At 62.4% G+C, this 18,050-nt stretch carries 14 protein-coding genes and 1 pseudogene; 8 read left to right on the forward strand and 7 right to left on the reverse strand.

What is annotated here, in order from left to right:
* Positions 1-61: 61 nt before the first annotated feature.
* From ACLNEE_RS12850 to ACLNEE_RS12870, 5 genes are all read right to left on the reverse strand, one after another.
* On the reverse strand, positions 62-1,225 hold the full coding sequence (locus tag ACLNEE_RS12850; protein ID WP_411424566.1) for an IS5 family transposase: 1,164 nt from the start codon (positions 1,223-1,225) through the stop codon (positions 62-64).
* 56 nt (positions 1,226-1,281) lie between these two features.
* A complete protein-coding gene (locus ACLNEE_RS12855; protein WP_411424567.1) occupies positions 1,282-2,355 on the reverse strand; it encodes an IS630 family transposase in 1,074 nt (357 codons plus the stop codon).
* Positions 2,356-2,484: 129 nt separating this feature from the next.
* A complete protein-coding gene (locus tag ACLNEE_RS12860; RefSeq protein ID WP_411424568.1) occupies positions 2,485-3,090 on the reverse strand; it encodes a hypothetical protein in 606 nt (201 codons plus the stop codon).
* A 941-nt stretch (positions 3,091-4,031) separates the two neighbouring features.
* A complete protein-coding gene (locus ACLNEE_RS12865; protein WP_411424571.1) occupies positions 4,032-4,352 on the reverse strand; it encodes a hypothetical protein in 321 nt (106 codons plus the stop codon).
* The gene (locus ACLNEE_RS12870; protein ID WP_411424572.1) at positions 4,349-4,600 is read right to left on the reverse strand and encodes a hypothetical protein; all 252 of its coding nucleotides are present in this window, start codon (positions 4,598-4,600) and stop codon (positions 4,349-4,351) included. Before ACLNEE_RS12870 ends, ACLNEE_RS12865 begins: the two co-directional genes overlap by 4 nt.
* A 399-nt stretch (positions 4,601-4,999) precedes the next feature.
* Between ACLNEE_RS12870 and ACLNEE_RS12875 the strand changes: the two genes are divergently transcribed.
* From ACLNEE_RS12875 to ACLNEE_RS12910, 8 genes and pseudogenes are all read left to right on the forward strand, one after another.
* Positions 5,000-5,344 carry a transposase gene (locus ACLNEE_RS12875; protein ID WP_411424573.1) on the forward strand — a complete coding sequence of 115 codons (345 nt, stop codon included), beginning with the start codon at positions 5,000-5,002 and terminating at the stop codon, positions 5,342-5,344.
* Positions 5,304-6,221 (forward strand): annotated as a pseudogene (locus ACLNEE_RS12880) (IS3 family transposase); the annotation flags it as partial. The gene ACLNEE_RS12875 and the pseudogene ACLNEE_RS12880, both read left to right, overlap by 41 nt.
* Before the next feature lie 230 nt (positions 6,222-6,451).
* On the forward strand, positions 6,452-9,178 hold the full coding sequence (locus ACLNEE_RS12885) for a DEAD/DEAH box helicase (protein ID WP_412007201.1): 2,727 nt from the start codon (positions 6,452-6,454) through the stop codon (positions 9,176-9,178).
* The gene (locus tag ACLNEE_RS12890; RefSeq protein ID WP_411422000.1) at positions 9,175-9,732 is read left to right on the forward strand and encodes a DUF1997 domain-containing protein; all 558 of its coding nucleotides are present in this window, start codon (positions 9,175-9,177) and stop codon (positions 9,730-9,732) included. The genes ACLNEE_RS12885 and ACLNEE_RS12890 overlap by 4 nt, the downstream gene beginning before the upstream one ends.
* 41 nt (positions 9,733-9,773) lie before the next feature.
* Positions 9,774-10,796: a hypothetical protein gene (locus tag ACLNEE_RS12895; protein WP_411421999.1), complete on the forward strand. Its 1,023-nt coding sequence runs from the start codon at positions 9,774-9,776 to the stop codon at positions 10,794-10,796.
* The gene (locus tag ACLNEE_RS12900; RefSeq protein WP_412007202.1) at positions 10,793-11,584 is read left to right on the forward strand and encodes an ABC transporter permease; all 792 of its coding nucleotides are present in this window, start codon (positions 10,793-10,795) and stop codon (positions 11,582-11,584) included. The genes ACLNEE_RS12895 and ACLNEE_RS12900 overlap by 4 nt, the downstream gene beginning before the upstream one ends.
* 229 nt (positions 11,585-11,813) lie before the next feature.
* A complete protein-coding gene (locus ACLNEE_RS12905; RefSeq protein ID WP_411421997.1) occupies positions 11,814-13,058 on the forward strand; it encodes a hypothetical protein in 1,245 nt (414 codons plus the stop codon).
* Positions 13,059-13,196: 138 nt separating this feature from the next.
* On the forward strand, positions 13,197-14,729 hold the full coding sequence (locus tag ACLNEE_RS12910; protein ID WP_412007203.1) for a glycosyltransferase: 1,533 nt from the start codon (positions 13,197-13,199) through the stop codon (positions 14,727-14,729).
* On the opposite strand, the gene ACLNEE_RS12915 is transcribed toward ACLNEE_RS12910, so the two are convergent.
* On the reverse strand, positions 14,672-15,535 hold the full coding sequence (locus tag ACLNEE_RS12915) for a glycosyltransferase family A protein (RefSeq protein ID WP_412007204.1): 864 nt from the start codon (positions 15,533-15,535) through the stop codon (positions 14,672-14,674). The two genes, ACLNEE_RS12910 and ACLNEE_RS12915, sit on opposite strands and share 58 nt — an antisense overlap.
* A gap of 68 nt (positions 15,536-15,603) precedes the next feature.
* Complete coding sequence (locus ACLNEE_RS12920) at positions 15,604-17,895, reverse strand: glycosyltransferase (protein ID WP_412007205.1); 2,292 nt, start codon at positions 17,893-17,895, stop codon at positions 15,604-15,606.
* Between the last annotated feature and the right edge of the window lie 155 nt (positions 17,896-18,050).

Below are 18,050 nucleotides of genomic sequence, written 5' to 3' on the forward strand. Positions count from 1 at the left end.
GTCACAGACCGGCCCACCCATTGCCCCGCAGGGAGTTTGAGGAGAAGACCGCCAGCACCGGCTACGCCGGTGCTGCTCCTCGGGATTTACACCACTTGGCGGGACGCCCCCTAAGCAGATTGCCCAGGCGGATCAGGTTGTAAGCGATCACATGCAGCCCGAATACGGCACTGGCATTGCCCTGACCGCGCAGCTTGAAGTGGCGCAGGCCGCCGAACTGCTTGATCCAACCGAACACCTTCTCGATGCCTCGGCGGGCGTTGATCGATTGGGCGTAGCCCTCATGGCAGGTGGTGCGGCCATCGATGGCGGAGCCACCGGAGCGGCCTGGGTTCTGGGCGACATGAGGAGTGACGCCGATCCGCCGGATCTCAGCTACGAATCCTCTGGTGTCGTAGTTCTTGTCGGCACCGATGGTCTTCTGGTGGCGACCGGGGAGATCGGCTGCCATCTCCTTGGCCGCATCCCGTTCGCCGTAGCCATCAGCCTGCGTCACCCGGCAATCCACCACCAGGGCATGGCGGTTGTCCATCAGGGCATGGCCCCGATAGCTGGGCAGGGCCGGGTGATCATTCGACTTGCGGGCCAGCAGAGCGTCGGGATCCGTGCCAGAGCGGTGGGTCTTGTTGCTGAGCCGGAGTCCGCGGAAGTCGCCCTTGGCCCGCTTCTTTTCACTCTTGGCCTCCCCGAATCCCTCACCAGGACCTGACGGCGGAGGCGGCGAGTCATCCTCTCCGTCGATCCGCTCCAGGGAGGCGTGAGAGGCCCAGGCCTGCAGCAGGGTCCCATCCACGGAGAAGTGCTCGTTGCTGAGCAGCGGTTTCACCTCGGGAGCCGCCATGACCTTCTCCAGGAACTTGCCCATCACCTGCTCGTTGAGCAGTCGCTGACGATTCTTGGTGAATGTGGTGGGATGCCAGATCGGATCATCAGGGCTCAGCCCCACAAACCAGCGAAACAACAGATTGTAGTCGAGTTGTTCAATCAGCATCCGCTCCGAGCGGATCCCGTAGAACGCCTGCAGTAACGAGGCCAGCAGAAGTTGTTCCGGCGGCACCGAGGGCCGGCCTTCTGCGGCGTACAGCTCACAGAAGGTGGGATTCAGTCGATCGAGAGCCTGATCCGCCAGTTTCCGGATCTGCCGCAGCGGATGACTGGCTGGAATCCGCTCCTCAATCGACACGTACGAGAACAGGGAGCCGCTGTGCTCGCGGTGACCTCGCATCTCAGCTGGACAGTTGCCCCATTTTCGCTGGATTGCCCGGGTTTTTCAGCGAACTCCTAGTGTGCCGTCCCGGAGATTTGCGAGCAAAGTCGCTGGAGTTTCTCCAGGATGGAGTCTGCCGATGCCGTCCAGTTGAACGGTGCCTTGGTCTTGTTGTAGGCCGCCACGAACTGCTCGATTTTGGCGATCAGCTCCTTGACGCTCGAGAAGCTGCCGCGCCGGATGGCGCGCTGGGTGATGATCCCAAAAGAGCGCTCCACCTGGTTGAGCCAGGAGGCGTAGGTGGGCGTGTCATGCACGTGGAAGCGGGGCCGTTGAGCCAGCCAGGACCTGACCTTGGCGTGCTTGTGGGTGCAGTAGTTATCGACGATCAGGTGAACCTCCAGGTTCTCGGGGACTGACTTCTCGATCTGGCGGAGGAAACCCAGGAACTCCTGATGCCGGTGACGTGGCCTGCACTGCGTGAACACCTCACCGGTGGCCACATCCAGCGCGGCGAACAGGGTAGTGGTGCCATGGCGGATGTAGTCGTGGGTGACGCCTTCCACGTAGCCCAGGCCCATGGGCAACAGGGGCTGGGTGCGGTCCAGGGCCTGGATCTGGGTCTTCTCGTCGACGCAGAGCACCATCGCCTTGTCCGGCGGGTTCAGGTAGAGGCCGACGATGTCCCTGACCTTCTCTACAAAGAACGGATCGGTGGAGAGCTTGAAGTGCTTCTGCCGGTGGGGCTGCACCGAGAACGTCTGCAGCCAGCGGTGCACGGTGGTTTTGGAGATTCCGGTGGCAGCGGCGAGGGAGCGGGCACTCCACTGGCTGCTTCCATCAGTTGGCTTGGTTTGGAGTGCCCGGTTGATCACCTCGGCCACCGTGTCGTCCTCATAGGTGCGCGGACGGCCAGGCCTGAGCTCATCGTGCAGTCCCTCCAGGCCCAGCTCCCGGTAGCGCTTGCGCCACTTGCCGACGGTCATGCCCGTCAGCCCCATCCGTTTGGCGATGGCTGTGTTGGTCTCACCAGCCCCGCAGGCCAGCACGATCTGGGCACGCTGAACGATGGAGTGAGGCAGTGAACGGGAGCTGGCGAGAGCCTGGAGTTGCTGAACCTCGTCGTCGCTGAGAACCAGCGGCAGCATCGGACGACCAAGCGCCACTGGGCACCTCGGGCAACACTCCTGATTCTAGATGTTATTTCCGGGACGGCACACTAGGTATTCCTCATCGTTGAGCTGATAATTCAGCTCTTGACGACCGCGATGTGATCCTCAGGAAGGGTCTACAAAGAAGTCGGCATACAGGCTTAAGATGTGCGCTGAATCATATTCTGTGGGCTGGATATCGAAGAAGGCAGCTCTGCCAACAATTTCAGTTGGACTTGCGAGCCTTTCGGCTAAGTGATAATGAGGTCTGTCAGCGTAGTCATCGAATACAATCCGTGTTGGTTTTCTTGTGTAGATGCAAGATGCCACGAATGACGCCACTCGAAAGCGCCCGTCGATGAGCACAATGTCTGGATCAACTTGCCTCTCTCGCAACAGCTTCCATGGCCCAAGCGATGCCTGAATCATGCCTTTCCCCCTTTGTTTATTGTATGGCTGAGTGGCGAAGTCTGGCTTGCCCCACTTGGCTGTGGGGCCAATATCGAGAAAAACTGGATAGAATCTTTCAGAGAGTCCTAGGCGGGCGATTTCCATCGCCAATCTGCATAGCCACGCGGGATCGGTCTCGCAAGAGTAGCAAAAATTCTCCGGATTTGCCTGCAGGGCCAATAGGGTGCTGCCCCCGCTGCCGTATTCCAGGACCGTGCATTTTTCCGAATACATCAGGCCTAGTCTTTTCTTTACTTCTTCGGGAAGGCCTACGTTGAACACTTGGTGTTGACGTTGTAGCTATCCGCTGATCATAGCCTGGATTGGGCCGTTCATTTCTGGGATCGTCACGACTATGCCGTGGGGTCGTGGTTCGGGGCCAAGGGGGTTGCGATCCAGCCATTGCCGGCGTACTGACCATCCTTCACGCCCCAGCCGATACTCGGCGCTGCTTTCCGGCTGAGCAGAATCGAGAGGGCGTGGAGATCTGCCTTCAAACGCCTCCCCGGCCTTGCCGTTGTCAAGGAGTTTGTCGCATGTTGAGGCCAGACCAGATCGTAGTGGGGGAGTCCCTATGCTTCGGGGCTGCCGGAACAGCTTAGGCAGGTTGTCTGCCGTCGCAATCAGAGCCCATTCACCATCCAACAACTCCATACCCCGCAATCGGAACCGATTCAGCCTCGGGTGCCCTTGAACTGAGCCAATGCCGGCTCCACGATCGTCTTGCGCAGGGCATGGATCGCCTGGCCGGCCATCGAGCGTCGCTTTCGGTCCATCCCTCCGTCTCGCATGCAGATGCCGGTGAGGAGAGGGGGGCAGCTCATCCGGAGCTGTCCTGAACAGCACGGTCTTGATGAACTCATCCCTGAGCCGGCTGTTCCAGACGCCGTTGTGCGGAGCCCATACGACTCCGTCAAGCCGTTCTCCCACGGCGCTCCCGACTCGAGGTACGCCTTACCGGTGGACCACTGGCCTCGCACCGGCCCCGTAGAGCCTGCGCAATGCATTCAGGGCCGTTGTCTGACCGGTCAAACGCTGGTGGCGAGTACAGATGGGTGAGATGCTCCCCCCTCTGCCAGGACCTCCTTGGCCTTGCAGCGTCTGACCACCCTGATGGTCAGGCAGAGGCGGCTGTGCTAGTCGATCACGTCAGGACGTTGAGTCTGTGCCCATCGCCCATGGCGTCGAACTCAAGGCCCATGGCCCACGCCTGGTGGGGATGCTCAGCCCGTTCGCGCCGGACTGAACCGTCTGCCGGCCGTGCCCGCGTGCGTTTCCTGGGGGTGGGCCGCTGCAGGCCTTCCTCTCGCCAGAGCCGCTGCAGCCGCCTGTGGTTCATCAATCCAGCCCTCATGCCACAGCAGCAACCAGGCCATGCGGCGCCCCCAGCGGATCTGTTCATCGGCGATTTCGCTGCAATGATGCCAGAGCTTGGCCTCCTCCAGGTCGACGACCTTGCCCGCATGGCGCTGGGTGCTCCGGTAGTTGGCCCGCACCCGGCAGACCAGCTGCTCAGAGGCCAGCGAGCGCTCTTGCAGGATCAAGACAGCCCTGCGCCTGAGTCCTTCCTCTTTGCAGAAGCCTGTCGCCAGAGCATGGCCTTCTGCGGATGAGTCAGCCGCCGGGCCTCTTCGGCCTGCGTGCCGCCACACGGCTGTCTCCAGCGGTGATACATCTGCGTCACCTCGATCACGCAACGGAGGCCGGCGACGGTATTGCCCAGGGCGATCAGCTGCTCGGCGGTTTTGAGGTTGCGAATGATCTGCTTGGCTTTCGGCCTGGTGCGTTTCATGGTGGAGTTCCCGGCCCAGTCTGGCTGGCTGAAAACTCTCTTTCACCCTGGACCGGCTTGGGGGGGGCACGTCACTGCCGCTCAGCGCGAATCCGCTCCTTGCTGAGGAGAAATTTTCCATGGGCCGACTCTTTCCTATGTGCGTCTTTCGGATGATATGGCCTCGAGGAGACGATCAGTAGAGCTCCGGCTGCAGCCAGGGGCCGCGGAAATCAATGATGCAACACTCACTAAGTGAGACCGCCCCCTTGATGAAACTGTTCTGTCGCCAGTAAAGCTGAAGATCTAGTGGGGGACATTGATTGGGCTGCCATTTCAGCAGTCTCCAGGTCCCGGGGTTCCCCCGGTTTTCTGGACAAGTCGATAGGGGTCACGCCATGACCATCAGACTGTTCATCGATGACCAACCTCACCAAGACCCGGCGCCGGTTCACGGCGCAGCAGAAGGCGGAGGCCGTGGAGCTCTGCCTGCAGGAGTGTCTCTCCTGCAATGTCGTGGCCCAGAGGCTCGGCCACCCCTCCAGCAGCCTGGCCCGCTGGTTCGTCAGGCCCGCATTGATCGCGGCCAGGCCGGCCCCCGCGACCAGGGCCTGCTCAGCAGCGAGGAGCGCGCTGAGCTCAACCGGCTCCGCAAGGAGAACCGGGAACTCAGGAGGGAGAAGGATTTTTTCAGGCTGGCGGCAGCGCACTTTGCCAAAGAGCAGCTGCCGCCGAGAGGTTTCGCCTGATCGATCAGCTCGCTGATCAGCACTCGGTGGCCTGGCTGTGCCGGCAGCTGGGTGTGGCCCGCAGCGGGTTCTACGCCTGGCGGCAGCGGCAGGAGGCGCCGGGAAAGCGGGCGGCCGAGAACGCCCGGCTCACCGCTGAAATCCAGACGGTGTTCGGCGAGCACCGGGGCTTCTACGGCTCTCCTCGGATCCACCAGGAGCTGCGCGCTGCAGGCCATCCGGTGGGCCGCCACCGTGTCGCCCGACTCATGCAGAGGGCTCGGCTCAAGGCCAGGACCCGCAAGCCGTTCCGGCCCTGCTCCAAGGCCGGCGGCGGGACTGCTGGGGTGGTGGAGAACCTGCTGGAGCAGGACTTCCTGCCCCCGGCTCCCAACCGCTGTTGGGCGGGCGACATCACCTATATCCGCACCACGGCGGGCTGGCGGTATCTGGCCGTCTGGATCGATCTGTTCAGCCGCCGTGTCGTCGGCTGGAAGCTCGATCACCGCATGGATGCTGCCTTGGTGATCGAGGCCCTCAACAGGGCGCTCGGCCACCGTCTGGTGGAGCCGGAGACGTTGCTCCTCCACACAGATCAGGGCAGCCAATACCGGGCCACCGACTACCGAGTCCTGCTCAAAAAGCACGAGATCAGCTGCAGCATGTCCGCCAAGGGCTGCTGCTGGGACAACGCAGTGGTGGAGAGCTTTTTCTCCACCTTGAAGCTGGAACTCGACCTCGATGACAACCGAGAGACGCTGATCTCACCCCAGCAGCTGCAGCGCGATCTGGCCTTCTGGATCGAGGGTTACTACAACCGCGAACGGCGCCATTCAACGATTGGCTACATCAGTCCGATCGACTATGAGCAGCAGTTCATTGCAGCTCGTACACTCAACCCTGTGAACCCATGATCGGTGTCCACGAAATCGGGGGAACCCCATCCTGATACACTAAGTCCCACGGCCAAGAGGAGTCTGTCTGACGAGATTCAAGTTGTCATTGTGCAGTCGCCCCAGTAAGACTCCTGGCCAGGGGGGCTTGACGCTGAGTCATTGCGCTGCAGGTTCCCATGGCTCAATAACCCCTAACAGTGGCTGTTCGGCGCTTTATCATATTTTACTTTTCTTCGCAATCTTTGTATATGCTTGATGCTTCCGCTGTCTTCCCTTTCCCGCTAGACAGCTTTCAAGTAGAGGCTATTGAGGCTCTGGGGCAGGGCAATTCAGTTGTCGTAAGCGCTCCCACTGGATCAGGGAAAACCTTGGTGGGCGAATACGCCATCCACCGTGCCCTGGCCCATGGCCAGAAGGTGCTCTACACCACGCCACTCAAGGCCCTCTCCAATCAGAAGCTGCGGGATTTCCGAGCCCAGTTCGGAGCCGAACGCGTCGGGCTCCTCACCGGTGACCTCAGCCTCAACCGCGAAGCCCAGGTGGTGGTCATGACCACCGAGATCTTCCGCAACATGCTCTATGCGGAGTTCGATCATCCGGATGACGACCCCTTAGCTCATGTGGAGTCCGTGGTGCTGGATGAGTGCCACTACATGAACGACTCCCAGCGCGGCACGGTCTGGGAGGAGTCGATCATCCATTGCCCCCCCGCGATTCAGTTGGTGGCCCTCTCCGCCACCGTGGCCAATGCGGGTCAGCTCACCGACTGGATCGACCGGGTCCATGGCCCCACCCGCCTGGTGTTCAGTGACCACAGGCCGGTCCCTCTGGCGTTCAGCTTCTGCAGCGCCAAGGGTCTGCATCCCCTGCTGAACGAGACCGGCACCGATCTGCACCCCAACTGCAAAGTGTGGCGTGCTCCCATGGGAAACCGCCGCAAGGGACCCAAGACCCCGAAGCCTCCCCAGCCCGAGGCTCCTCCGCTCCCATTCGTCATTGCCCAGCTGGCTGAGCGCGACATGCTCCCGGCCATCTACTTCATCTTCAGCCGGCGCAGTTGCGACAAGGGGGTGCGGGATCTCGGCAAGATCTGTCTGGTCAGTCCCGAGGAGCAAGCCCGTCTGCGGGCGAGGCTCGAAGCTTTCGCCGAGGCCTCCCCTGAGGCTGTTCGCGACGGCCATGCGGAGCCCCTCCTGCGCGGCATCGCCTCCCACCACGCCGGGGTCCTGCCCGCCTGGAAGGAGCTGATCGAGGAGCTCTTCCAGCAGGGCCTGATCAAGGTGGTGTTCGCCACCGAAACCCTGGCCGCCGGCATCAACATGCCGGCCCGCACCACCGTGATCTCGGCCCTCTCGAAGCGCACCGAGCGTGGCCACCGGCCCCTGATGGGCAGCGAGTTCCTGCAGATGGCCGGCCGGGCCGGCCGCCGCGGGCTCGACTCCCAGGGTTACGTCGTCACGGTGCAGAGTCGCTTCGAGGGGGTGCGCGAGGCGGGCCAGCTGGCGCTGGCGCCGGCCGATCCCCTGGTCAGCCAGTTCACCCCCAGCTACGGCATGGTGCTGAACCTCTTGCAGCGCTATGACCTCTCCAAGGCCAAGGAGCTGGTGGAGCGCAGTTTCGGCCGCTATCTCGCCACCCTCGACCTGGCCGAGGATGAGGCCCGCATCCGCGAACTCCGCGCCCAGCTCGCGTCGCTCGAGTCAGGTGGCGGTGAGGTTCCCTGGGACGACTTCGAGGATTACGAGAAGCAACGCGGTTGCCTGCGGGAGGAGCGGCGCCTGCTGCGCACCCTTCAGCACCAGGCGGAGGAAACCCTCGCCCATGAGCTCACCCTCGCCCTGCAGTTCGCCAGTGAGGGCACCCTGGTGAGCCTCAAGGCTCCCCAGTTGCGCAGCCGCGTCACCCCGGCGGTGATCGTGGAAAAGGTGCAGGGCTCCGGCCAGTTTCCCCTGCTGCTCTGTCTCACCGATGAGAACGTCTGGATCCTGGTTCCCTGCAGTGCGGTGGTGAGCCTGCATGCCGAACTCAGTTGCCTCCAGGTGCAGCAGCTGGAGGCTCCCGCTCTTCGCCACGCCGGTGAGCTGCGCCATGGCGATCAGGCCAGCGGCGGCCTGGCCCTGGCTGTGGCCTCCATGGCCCGGCGCCACGACATGGCCACCCCCCAGTACGACCTGGCCGGAGAAGTGCAGGAGCAGGCCCGCAGGGTGCACCAGCTGGAGGAGGCGCTCGAGCTCCATCCGGCCCACCGCTGGGGCGATCGCAAGCAGCTCAAACGCCACCGCCGCCGCATGGATGAGGTGGCGGCCGAACTGGAGGAGCGGCAGAGGGTGTTGCATTTCCGCTCCAACCGGCACTGGGACACCTTTTTGGCCCTGATCGAGGTGCTCCGCCACTTCGGGGCACTCGCCGGTGAGGACGGCCTCCAGCCCACCGAGGTGGGCCGCACCGTGGCTGCCCTGCGCGGTGACAATGAGCTGTGGCTGGGGCTGGCGTTGATGAGTGGCCATCTGGATGCACTGGCTCCGGCTGAACTGGCCGCCGTGCTGGAGGCCATCTCCACCGAGGTCAACCGCCCGGATCTGTGGTGTGCCTGGGCGCCGCCCGCGGCAGTGGAGGAGGCCCTCCATGACCTGCGCAACCTGCGCCGTGAGATCGGGCGAGAACAGGAACGCGCCAAGGTGCTGTTCCCGATCTGGTGGGAGCCTGAACTCACCGGACTGGTGCATGCCTGGGCCTGCGGAGCCAATTGGAGTGATGTGATCGCGAACACCTCGCTGGATGAGGGAGACGTGGTGCGTGTGCTCCGCCGCACCGTCGACCTGCTGGCTCAGGTGCCCTACTGCGAACTGGTCACCCAGCAGCTGCGCGACAAGGCCCGCGCCGCCCTCCGGGCGATCAACCGCTTCCCGGTCTGTGAGCTGGAGGATCTGCTTCCTTCAGGGGGGCCAGAGCCGGTTTCGGCGGATCGGCCATGAGGCTGCAACGGCGGCGCCACTGCCAGGTGGAGCTCGAGCCGCCCGTCAGCCAACAGGAGCTGGAGACTTTCCTCGGGCGGCCCATCCGCCCCCTGCGAGGTCTCCTGGACCCGTCTCGCCTGCAGCAGTGCGGACCTGACCTCTTCGATTACGTTTCAAAGCCCTATGGCGTGGCGGGCCTGACACTCCAGCCCAGGACGCGGCTCAGGGCCTGCTGGGATGGAGCGGAGCTGCTGATCCAGCAGGTGGCCAGCCGCGTTGAGGGCCTGGGTGAGTGGCAGAACCATCTCTCGTTTGGCCTTGAGGCGAGCCTGGCCCCGGCCCTGCAGTCAGGCTCCGCCGTGCTCGTAGCCGAGGCCATGGTCTGGGCGGATCTGCCTGCGGCGGCTCTGGTGGCCAGCCCGGCGCTCCATCTGGGTCTGGACCAATTGCTTGATCGCCTGGAGGGTCGCTGTCAGAAAGGCCTGCGGCGCCGGGCTGAGGGGTGGCTGCGGCGACACCGGGAGCGCAGTCTCGCCAGTGCGCCACAGGGGTCGGCGGGACCAGTGGGGTGAGCTTGGCGATGCCCCCGCCAGCCCATGCCTGGGCCAAGGCCATGGCCGTGGTTCCACGCGACCGGCTTGCGGATCATCAAGCCGGTCGCCCTACCGTGGAACCCATTGCCAGCCCCCGTTACCATGGGGGCCGTTTGTTTGGCTGGCTCGTGTTGACGAAGGCCGTCAAGCCACCAACGGTCACCCCGAAGCTCTTGCCCCATGAACTCCCCGCCGGCATGGTGGTGTTCGACAGGGTCACGAAGCGCGTTTCGACGGGAGGGGGCAGATCCGTTGTGGTGCTCGATGATGTGTCCATCACCATCGAACCCGGTACTCGGCTGGCCGTCTATGCGCCAACACTGGACAACAGCCGTGCGTTTCTGAACTGCCTGGCTGGCCATGAACAGGTCACCAGTGGTGAAATTCTGGTGGGTGGAACCTCCTCTTGGTCGATCGGATCACGCATGCCCCTCACGCCTGTCTTAACAGGAAGGGCGAATGCTGAATTCCTGATCTCCATTTATGGTTCGCTGGATGATGATGGGAAGGAGATGGAATTCATCGAGAAACTCTGCGACCTCGGTGACCTCTTCGATGAGCCCATAGAGGCCTACACATCTGGAATGCGCGATCGCTTCAAGTTGGCTGTCAGTCTTGCCTTCCAGTTTGAGGTGTACCCCGTCCAGCGTTGGGAAGGCTGGAATTGTCGGGCCGCCGTGCCCTTCATGGAGCAGGTCAAGCGACTGGTGGATCGTCGCCTGCTTGGCCGAACCCTGATCGCTGAGGCATCTCATTCCCAGAATTTTGCTGTGGATTACTGTGACGAAGGAATTGTTCTCAAGGATGGTAAAATTGTCTTCAAGGGTGATCTTGCGGAATGCAATAAGATTGCGCTTGAAGAGCGGACTGCTCGCAAAGACCGCTCTCTGAGTCGCTCCATTCGTCAGCATTCCGATCTCCAGGGAGAGATCGAAGAAAGTATGAATGAATTGGTTGATTACCGCCAATATGATAATGGCGGAGACGTTTCTTCTGATGATGGCTTCGGTGATCAAAAGGATGTTCGGGGCTTGATGCGGTGATCATCCAGAAAATCTTGTTGCAAATCAGAATCGTGAACGCTATCGCCCAGCGGGATATGCGACTTCGCTCTTCAAAGGGGCCAATGGGTATTGCCGGAATGTTCGTCGAACCTCTCGTCTTTATCTCAACATTCATGGCTTTTCGCCTCTTTGGTACCCAAGGTGGCTTGCAGCCTGACTACATCAATCCAGTTCTTTGGCTTGCCATTGGTTTCGTTGGCTTCTTCATGTTTTCGGAGGTGGCCATCAAGGCCCTCACGGGGGTTAAGAAGAATGCAAAGTTAACCTATTTCAGCCGAATCAGGCCGATTGACTCTCTGCTTGGTTCGGCTTTACTTGACACGCAGGTCTTTGCGGTCTTGCTCCTTGCATTCGTGTTTGGTTCCTATCTTTATGAATGGAAGCCTGTGGTGCAGGAGCCTGGATTGGCAATATTTTACTTTTTGATGCTATCTCTTCTGGCGTTTGGGGTCGGATTGGTAACTTTGATCGTCGGTCATCGCCTACCATTCGTTGCATCCCTCGCGAGGGTTCTTGTGCGGAGGCTGCTTCTCTTCACATCCTGCATCTTTTTTGGGATCAGCGCAATTCCAAATATTTTCAGAGGCTGGATTCTCTGGAACCCCCTAGCCCATGGAATTGAGCTGTTGCGACATTCCTTCAACTCTGATTACCCAATACCTGGTGTCTCTGCTGCATACCTTATCTGGTCAACCGTTTTTTTGATCGGCATTGGATTTTTTATCTATGACAACAATGAATCCCTTCTGCTTTCAGATGAGGATTGATATTCTGGTCGGCCCTTGCCAGTTGAGTTTTGAATCGCTTTAATGGTGAGCGGGGATTGTTGTTCGTGTTAGGATCCCAAGGATGAAAGCTCACGGCTCTGCTGCGGCGCCCTTGTTGGGTGGCCGTTCTCGACGCTCCTCGAGGCATGACTCTCGTGCTTCCTTCGAGGATCGTTTGGCTCGCCTGGGCCTTGCGGCTGGAGATGCTGGCCGTCGCCTGGCGTCTCGAGTGACGGCCAGTTTCTCCGCTGTTCTTCGTGCCATTGGTGTGGCCGAAGATGAGCTTCCTAATGTGGGGCAGCTTCCGGGCGATCCCGGAAGCGGTGCAGGTCGTAATCCTGGCCTGCTTGGACGTCTTCAGTTACCCAGCCTTTCAAGGGAGCAACTCCGCTGGTTGAAGCCTGGTCCCAAGCGAATTTCGGCCATCGTGCTGCTTGGTGGCATTCTATATTTTGGAATTATTGGTCGTAACCGTTACCAGGTCACGTCTGACTTCATTGTTCGACTGCCCCAGGCTCCCAACAGTGTGACGCCTTCATTGTTAGGCACAGTGCTGGCAGGCCCCACCATGTTGGGATCCCTTGAAGATGGCCGCTTTCTGGCTGTCTATCTCACTTCTCCTGAGGTGATGAAGCGTGTGTTCGTCAAGCTGGAACCTGAGGTCAGCTATGCCAGGGCAGGTTTCGATCCCTTTGCCGGCATGCCAACGCCCGCAAACTTTGACCAAAAGCTTGCTTTCTTCCGTCGCCAAGTGACTGTTGTTCCGCAGGACCTCACTGGCGTCATTCAGATGACGACAACCGGCTTGAAGGCTGATACAGCTTACAAGCTTAACCGTCTTCTCCTCGACGAAGCTGAAAACTTTCTGAATACTTCCAATCAGAATATCAGTCGTAATCAGCAGCGATTTGCTGAGCAGGAACTTGATGTTGCTCGCCAACGTCTGGCCAAGGCCCAACTCGATCTGGCCTCGTTCAACGATGCTCAAGGCGATGTGAATCCTGAGGCCCGTGCTGCTGCCACCAGTAGTTACATCACGGCATTGGAAACACGATTGGTCGATCTTCAGGTGGAAGAGGGTAGGCTGCGTCGTCAATTCCTGGATCCAAGCAGTCCTGAAGTCATCTATGTGACTGACCAGATCATTGAACTCAAGAATCAGATCGAGGAGGAACGTTCCAAGCTGGTTGGGCCTGATGCGATGAACTTTAACCAGTTGCTCAACCAGTCCAGAAACCTCACAACGGAAGTCGCCTTTGCTGAGGCATCTGTGAAGGCTGCCCAGTTGGCCGCCGATAACAGCCGGCTCGAAAGTCAACGCCAGCTCAAGTTTCTTGTCCTGCTCAGCAATCCCGAAGTCCCGGCCATGCAGTCCCTGGATTGGCGCTGGAAGGGTTTCCTCTCCATGGTTGGCCTGATCCTGGTCGGCTGGGGGATGGCGAGTTTCGTTCTGGGCATCACCCGCCGGCAGTAACAGCGCTTGTTTTGGCGCCGTCAACCAAGTCAGGACGACATCGAGCGGTTGCGTTCCCAACGCGATGCCGCTCGTCTCCAGCGTGATCGCTTACGCGAGCGACTTCAGCATCTCAAGGATCAGCTCACGGCAGAGCGATTGCGGCCCCTGGAGCCTCCCTATGGACGGCTCGATCTGGCCTGCTGGCATTCGGATGCACCCGAGCACGAGCCTCACTCCCTGGGTGGCGACGATCTATCGCCCATTGAGCCTCGGCACTGGTTTCCCGAGCGACACCTGGGTCAGTTGGAGGCCAAGAACCCCGGAACGGCTGTGGCCTTCGTCACGGTGGCCAATGCCCGTTTCTATCCGGGCCTGGAAGCGTTGCTGCTCTCGCTTCTCGCCATCTATCCGGATCTCTCCAGCCCGTTTGTCGTCTTTCATGATGGCTCGCTGACTCCTTTTCACCAGCAGCAGCTCGCCACCATCTATGCACGGGTTCGTTTCGATGTCCCGAACCCTGACTGGGCCTCTGATCTGCCGACCGACTCCCCCAATCGCGAGCGCATCGGCCTGCTGGGCTACCTCAACATTTTTGCCTTTTCCCTCCAGAACTTCGAGCGTGTCATTGTTCTGGACTCGGATGTTCTGATCGTCGGCCCCCTCGATCCCCTGTGGGCACCGGGGGAGCCCTTCCGGGCCGTGGTGGACTGCGGCGCAAGGCCCTACGCACTGGTCAGTTCCCACACCAGGCGCCCGATCATCAATTCCGGTGTGCTCTCGCTGCCTGGTTGGGCGCTCGGAGCCACATTTCTGGATCGGATCGCTGCCTTGATTCGCCGTGCCGGCCAGCCAGCTTGTCCCCTGTTGGATGGGTTTGCCGATCAGAAGATCTGGAATCAATTGCTGGCCGATCAACCCCTGGAGCTGCTGCCCATCAACTTCAACTGCAACATCAAGTATCTGGTCCAGTATCTGGAAGGTTGTGTCGAGGGCCTCTCCCTGATCCACTTCGCCGGGCCGAAGCCCTGGTTGCGGCACGAGCAGCCCCGGGCCCGTTCGCGCTCGATCACCGATCACTGGCTGTGGTTGCGTCACTACCGCCAGCTGCTCTTTGCAGAGCGCCTCCGCCAGTACCGTGCCCATGAGCTCGCTTCGCCCGATGTGGGCAGCCCTCTGGGTGCGGCAGCCTGTGATCAGGCTTGGCTTGCTGTTCACCCTGCGTCGCTGCTTGAGATCGACGGCGACCACGCTGAGCTGCATCTGATTCTTCACAGTGCCGAACAGTTCGTTGAGGAAAGGCCTGAGACGCCGCACTGGCCCACCGGCTGGCTGGAGGCGATCCGCCGGCTGGCGCAGAGCCATTCGTTGCACCTCTGGATTCCCTTTGGCTTGCGCCATCGGCTGGCCGTTCTTGGCTGTCCCGAGGGCGTGATCTGTCACCACGTGTTGCTGGAGCTCCCGTTCAGTGCCGAGGGCGGGGTGGCGTGTGACGGTGCCCATCAGCTGGGTTTTGTCCCGTGGCTGGGATCGGCCGAGGCCTCGATGCTCGCGGCTGTGCGGCATCGGCTCGCTGGCCGGACCGTGAGGATCGTGGACGGGGTGCCGGCGCCTTCACCCGGCTCGATGGGGGATCACGTTTCGGTGGGCTGTTCCGTTGACGGTTCAGGTGATGGTTCGACCAGGGGGTAGATGGTGGGATCCACCAGCCGACGCAGTACAGCATCATTGCCTCCACTCTTGTTGATGCTGAGAAACAGGCTGTGAATCGGGCCGCTCGGGCGTGAGGGGCGGATCCGCCGTCCGGAGGCCGTCAGCTCGGGAAATTCCAGCCGGAGCGATGGGTTCAGCAGGGCACTCGGCACCCCGAGCATCAGGGTGTGGTGCTTGAACCAGAGATCGTCGGCATGGCCAGCCAGGGCCAGGGCTCGGCCGGTGTCGCGCACTCCGGCGTGGAGTTGGCTGAGCCTGTAACAGATGCCATCCTTGCCGGTGGGCACCGTGAGGGGGTGCGGTTCCAGCAGGGAGGGATCATGCTTGATCCAGCTGTGGTATGGCGCGATCGTGCCCTGCTCGATCACCATGCGGCGCCCACGAAACCCCACCACGCACTGGAGGCGTTCCTGGGCTTCCAGCAGGCGGATCAGCCAGTCCCGGGGGTAGAGCGTGTCGTCGTCGGCGGTGATCAGGTAGGGATCCAGCGCCTGCTGCTCCTCGGTGAGCATCTCCAGAAGCGGCAGCAGCTTGCGGTAGGGGCCTGTGTTCGCCACGAAGTGGCAGTGCAGCCGCACCGGTGCCCGGCGTGAGCGCCGGATCAGCCGCTCGATGAACGCCGGCGTCTCGGCAAAGCCTTGATCCAGCAGGTAGGGCTGATGCGACAGGAAGAGGTGCAGCTCCACGGGCCGCCCATCCCCTGGTGGGATCTGGCCCAGCAGGCTGGCCAGGGTGCGTTTCAGGGCCCCTTCCCGACCGCGGATGGTCGTCAGACCGATCAGCACCGGAGCACCCGATCGGTCGGCCGAAGCCTCCTGCGTGCCCGATTCCGTCGCCGTTCCATGCCGTGGCATCACGCGAGATAGCCCTCCCGGATCAGGCGGCGCCAGGTCGGCAGGCGCAGGCTGCAGCCGTATTCGAATCCCGATGAAATGGTGGTGGGCGCTCCGCGCATCAGGTACAGCGGTTGCTCCAGCCAGTGCAGGGCAGCTTCGCCATACCGCCGTTGCAGTCGGTTCCGGAACTCCACGTCACCCCTGGAGCGCACCGGATAGAAGCCTCCCAGGGCCACGGCCGTGCTGCGTCGAACCATCAGGGTGGTGATGCCATCCCCCACCACCCTGCTGCCATCACCATCGGCCTGTGGCTTGCCGCTGGTTTCATCGAGCCGGATGTGCTGGGCATAACTGGCCAGGCCTCCGCCCTGAAGTGCCTGCCACTGGCGCTCGAGCCGCAGCGGATGGGAGAGGTCATCATCGTCCTGAATGGCGATCACCTCCGCCGTGGTGGCGTCGATCGCCAGATTGCGACAGGCGTACTGGCCCCTGTTGGCGAGCTGCTGAATCAGCCTGACGGGAAGGTGGTGCTCGTTGCGGTAGCGCTCCACCAGCTGCGCAAGGGCCTCGGCGACTGCCTCAGGCGAGCCGTCATCCACCACCACCACCTCCGCCGGGACGAGGGTCTGCAGACACAGCGACTCCAAGGCCTGCTCCAGCCGCTTCAGATCGGGCTTCAGGGTGGTGATCACCACGGCCACCGAGGCGCTGGCCCTGGCTTTCGCAGCGGGGGGAAAATGGCGCCTCCAGTGATCCAGCACAGCGTCGAAGGCTGCCGCCACCCCACCCTGATCCGGCAGCAGGGGGAGCAACGCGGGAACACCCCGCTCCTGGGCCCAGAGCCTCAGCAGGGACACGGTGTGGTTGCCGAGGCCGGCGCAGGCCGCCTCCAGCAACGGCGCCTCATCGCCGCCCAGCCAGCAGCGCGCGGCACCTCCGGGGGAGAGTTCCTGCACCCGTCGCAACAGCTTGATCCGATCCCTGAGGGCACCGCCCAGGCGCAGCAACAGCAGCAGCTGAAGCCGCATCAGGCCCAGGGTGGGATCCGAGTCCGCCTCGCTGTCGACCCCGGGGGGACTCGGGGGAGGCAGCTGGTGACGGTGAAGCCGAAGCAGGCCCGGCAGCAGGGCCGCGTTGGGGCCGCTCAGCCAACCCAGGTCGAGGCAAAAGCGGCGCAGATCCCGCAGGAGCACCCGCAACAGATCGGCCTGCCACCACACCCGCGGCAACAGCCGCTCGAACAGCATCACCAGGGCTTGCTGACGCTCCTCCGGGAGGTCATCCACGGTGGCCGTATCCAGCAGGACCACGCCTTTGAGCAGTTGCAGGCAGGCCGATGGCTGAAGCCGCTGGGGCAGCTGGCTGCAACTGACGGGATTCAGGTTCAAGGCCACCTGCTGCATCAACTGGAGATTGCCGCCAGCGCCCCGCAGGGCCTCGGCCAGCTGACGCTGCAGGAGTCGTCGCCGCGCCCCATCGCCCCTGGTCGAGGCCTGCTCGATCTGCTCGCCCACGCTGTCGATGGCCTCCGCCAGCCTGGTGAGGGCCGCGGAGCTTTCGGCACAGAGTTCCACATCCAGCAGGCGGATCAGCTGGGTGGCGCGATCCATCGGGGCCTCGAGCGCGAGGGCCAGGCTGACGGCTTGCTGGCGCAGCTTCCGACCCTGTTCGAGCAGGGCCGGATCCCGGGTGTTGAACCCGCCGATCACCGCTGCGACCAGGTTCCAGCGCCAGGCCTGCTGGGGTTCGGCCGCGAGCCAGGCGGGCAGGGCCTCGGCCAGCTGGCCGGCGAAGAACGGCTGTTCGGGCTCGGGCAGTTGATGCAGCAGGGCCGCCAGCTGGTCGGCCTCTTCAGGGCTCCACTCCCTCCCAGCCTCCAGCCACTTCCGGGGCTCGAGAGCGGGCCGCCAGCGTTGGCCAGGCCAGCATCGCGGGTCGATGCGATGCCGCAGACGCCGCTCGCGCTGCAGCCCATCCAGCACGGCGGCGATCTCGGCGTCCTTGGCGGCAGGAGCGAGCAGGGTCTGCCGGTAACGGTCCACCTCCTGCGCCAGGGCGGACGCTGACCGTGGTTCCACCAGGGGTTCCACGGCTGGCAGGTTGGCAGCCGTGTCCCTGCAGGACGACCAGGGAAGCGCCGCCAGACTCAAGGGGCTCGATCCATGCGCCAACCAGTCCGCCGCGGTCCGCAGCGGGCTGTCTTGGGCGAGGCCCCGAGCCCAGCTGAGCGGCAGGAGGCCGATGGCGTCCTCCAGGTCAGGGGCTAATGGACGGGCCTCCGGAGGACGGAGCTCCGGGGAGGTGATCACCACTCCAGGCGACGGATCGGCTGGCCACGAGCCGATGCTGACCAGCAGCATCCGATCCAGCCCGGGGGTGAAGGCATAGCGGCGTACTCCGGGCAGGCTGTAGTGGCGGTGCAGCAGCAGCTCCAGGTTGAGGCGCGTATGGACGTCCAGGGCGG

The organism is Aphanothece stagnina RSMan2012 (assembly GCF_046764815.1).
Taxonomy (GTDB): Bacteria; Cyanobacteriota; Cyanobacteriia; order PCC-6307; family Cyanobiaceae; genus NIES-981.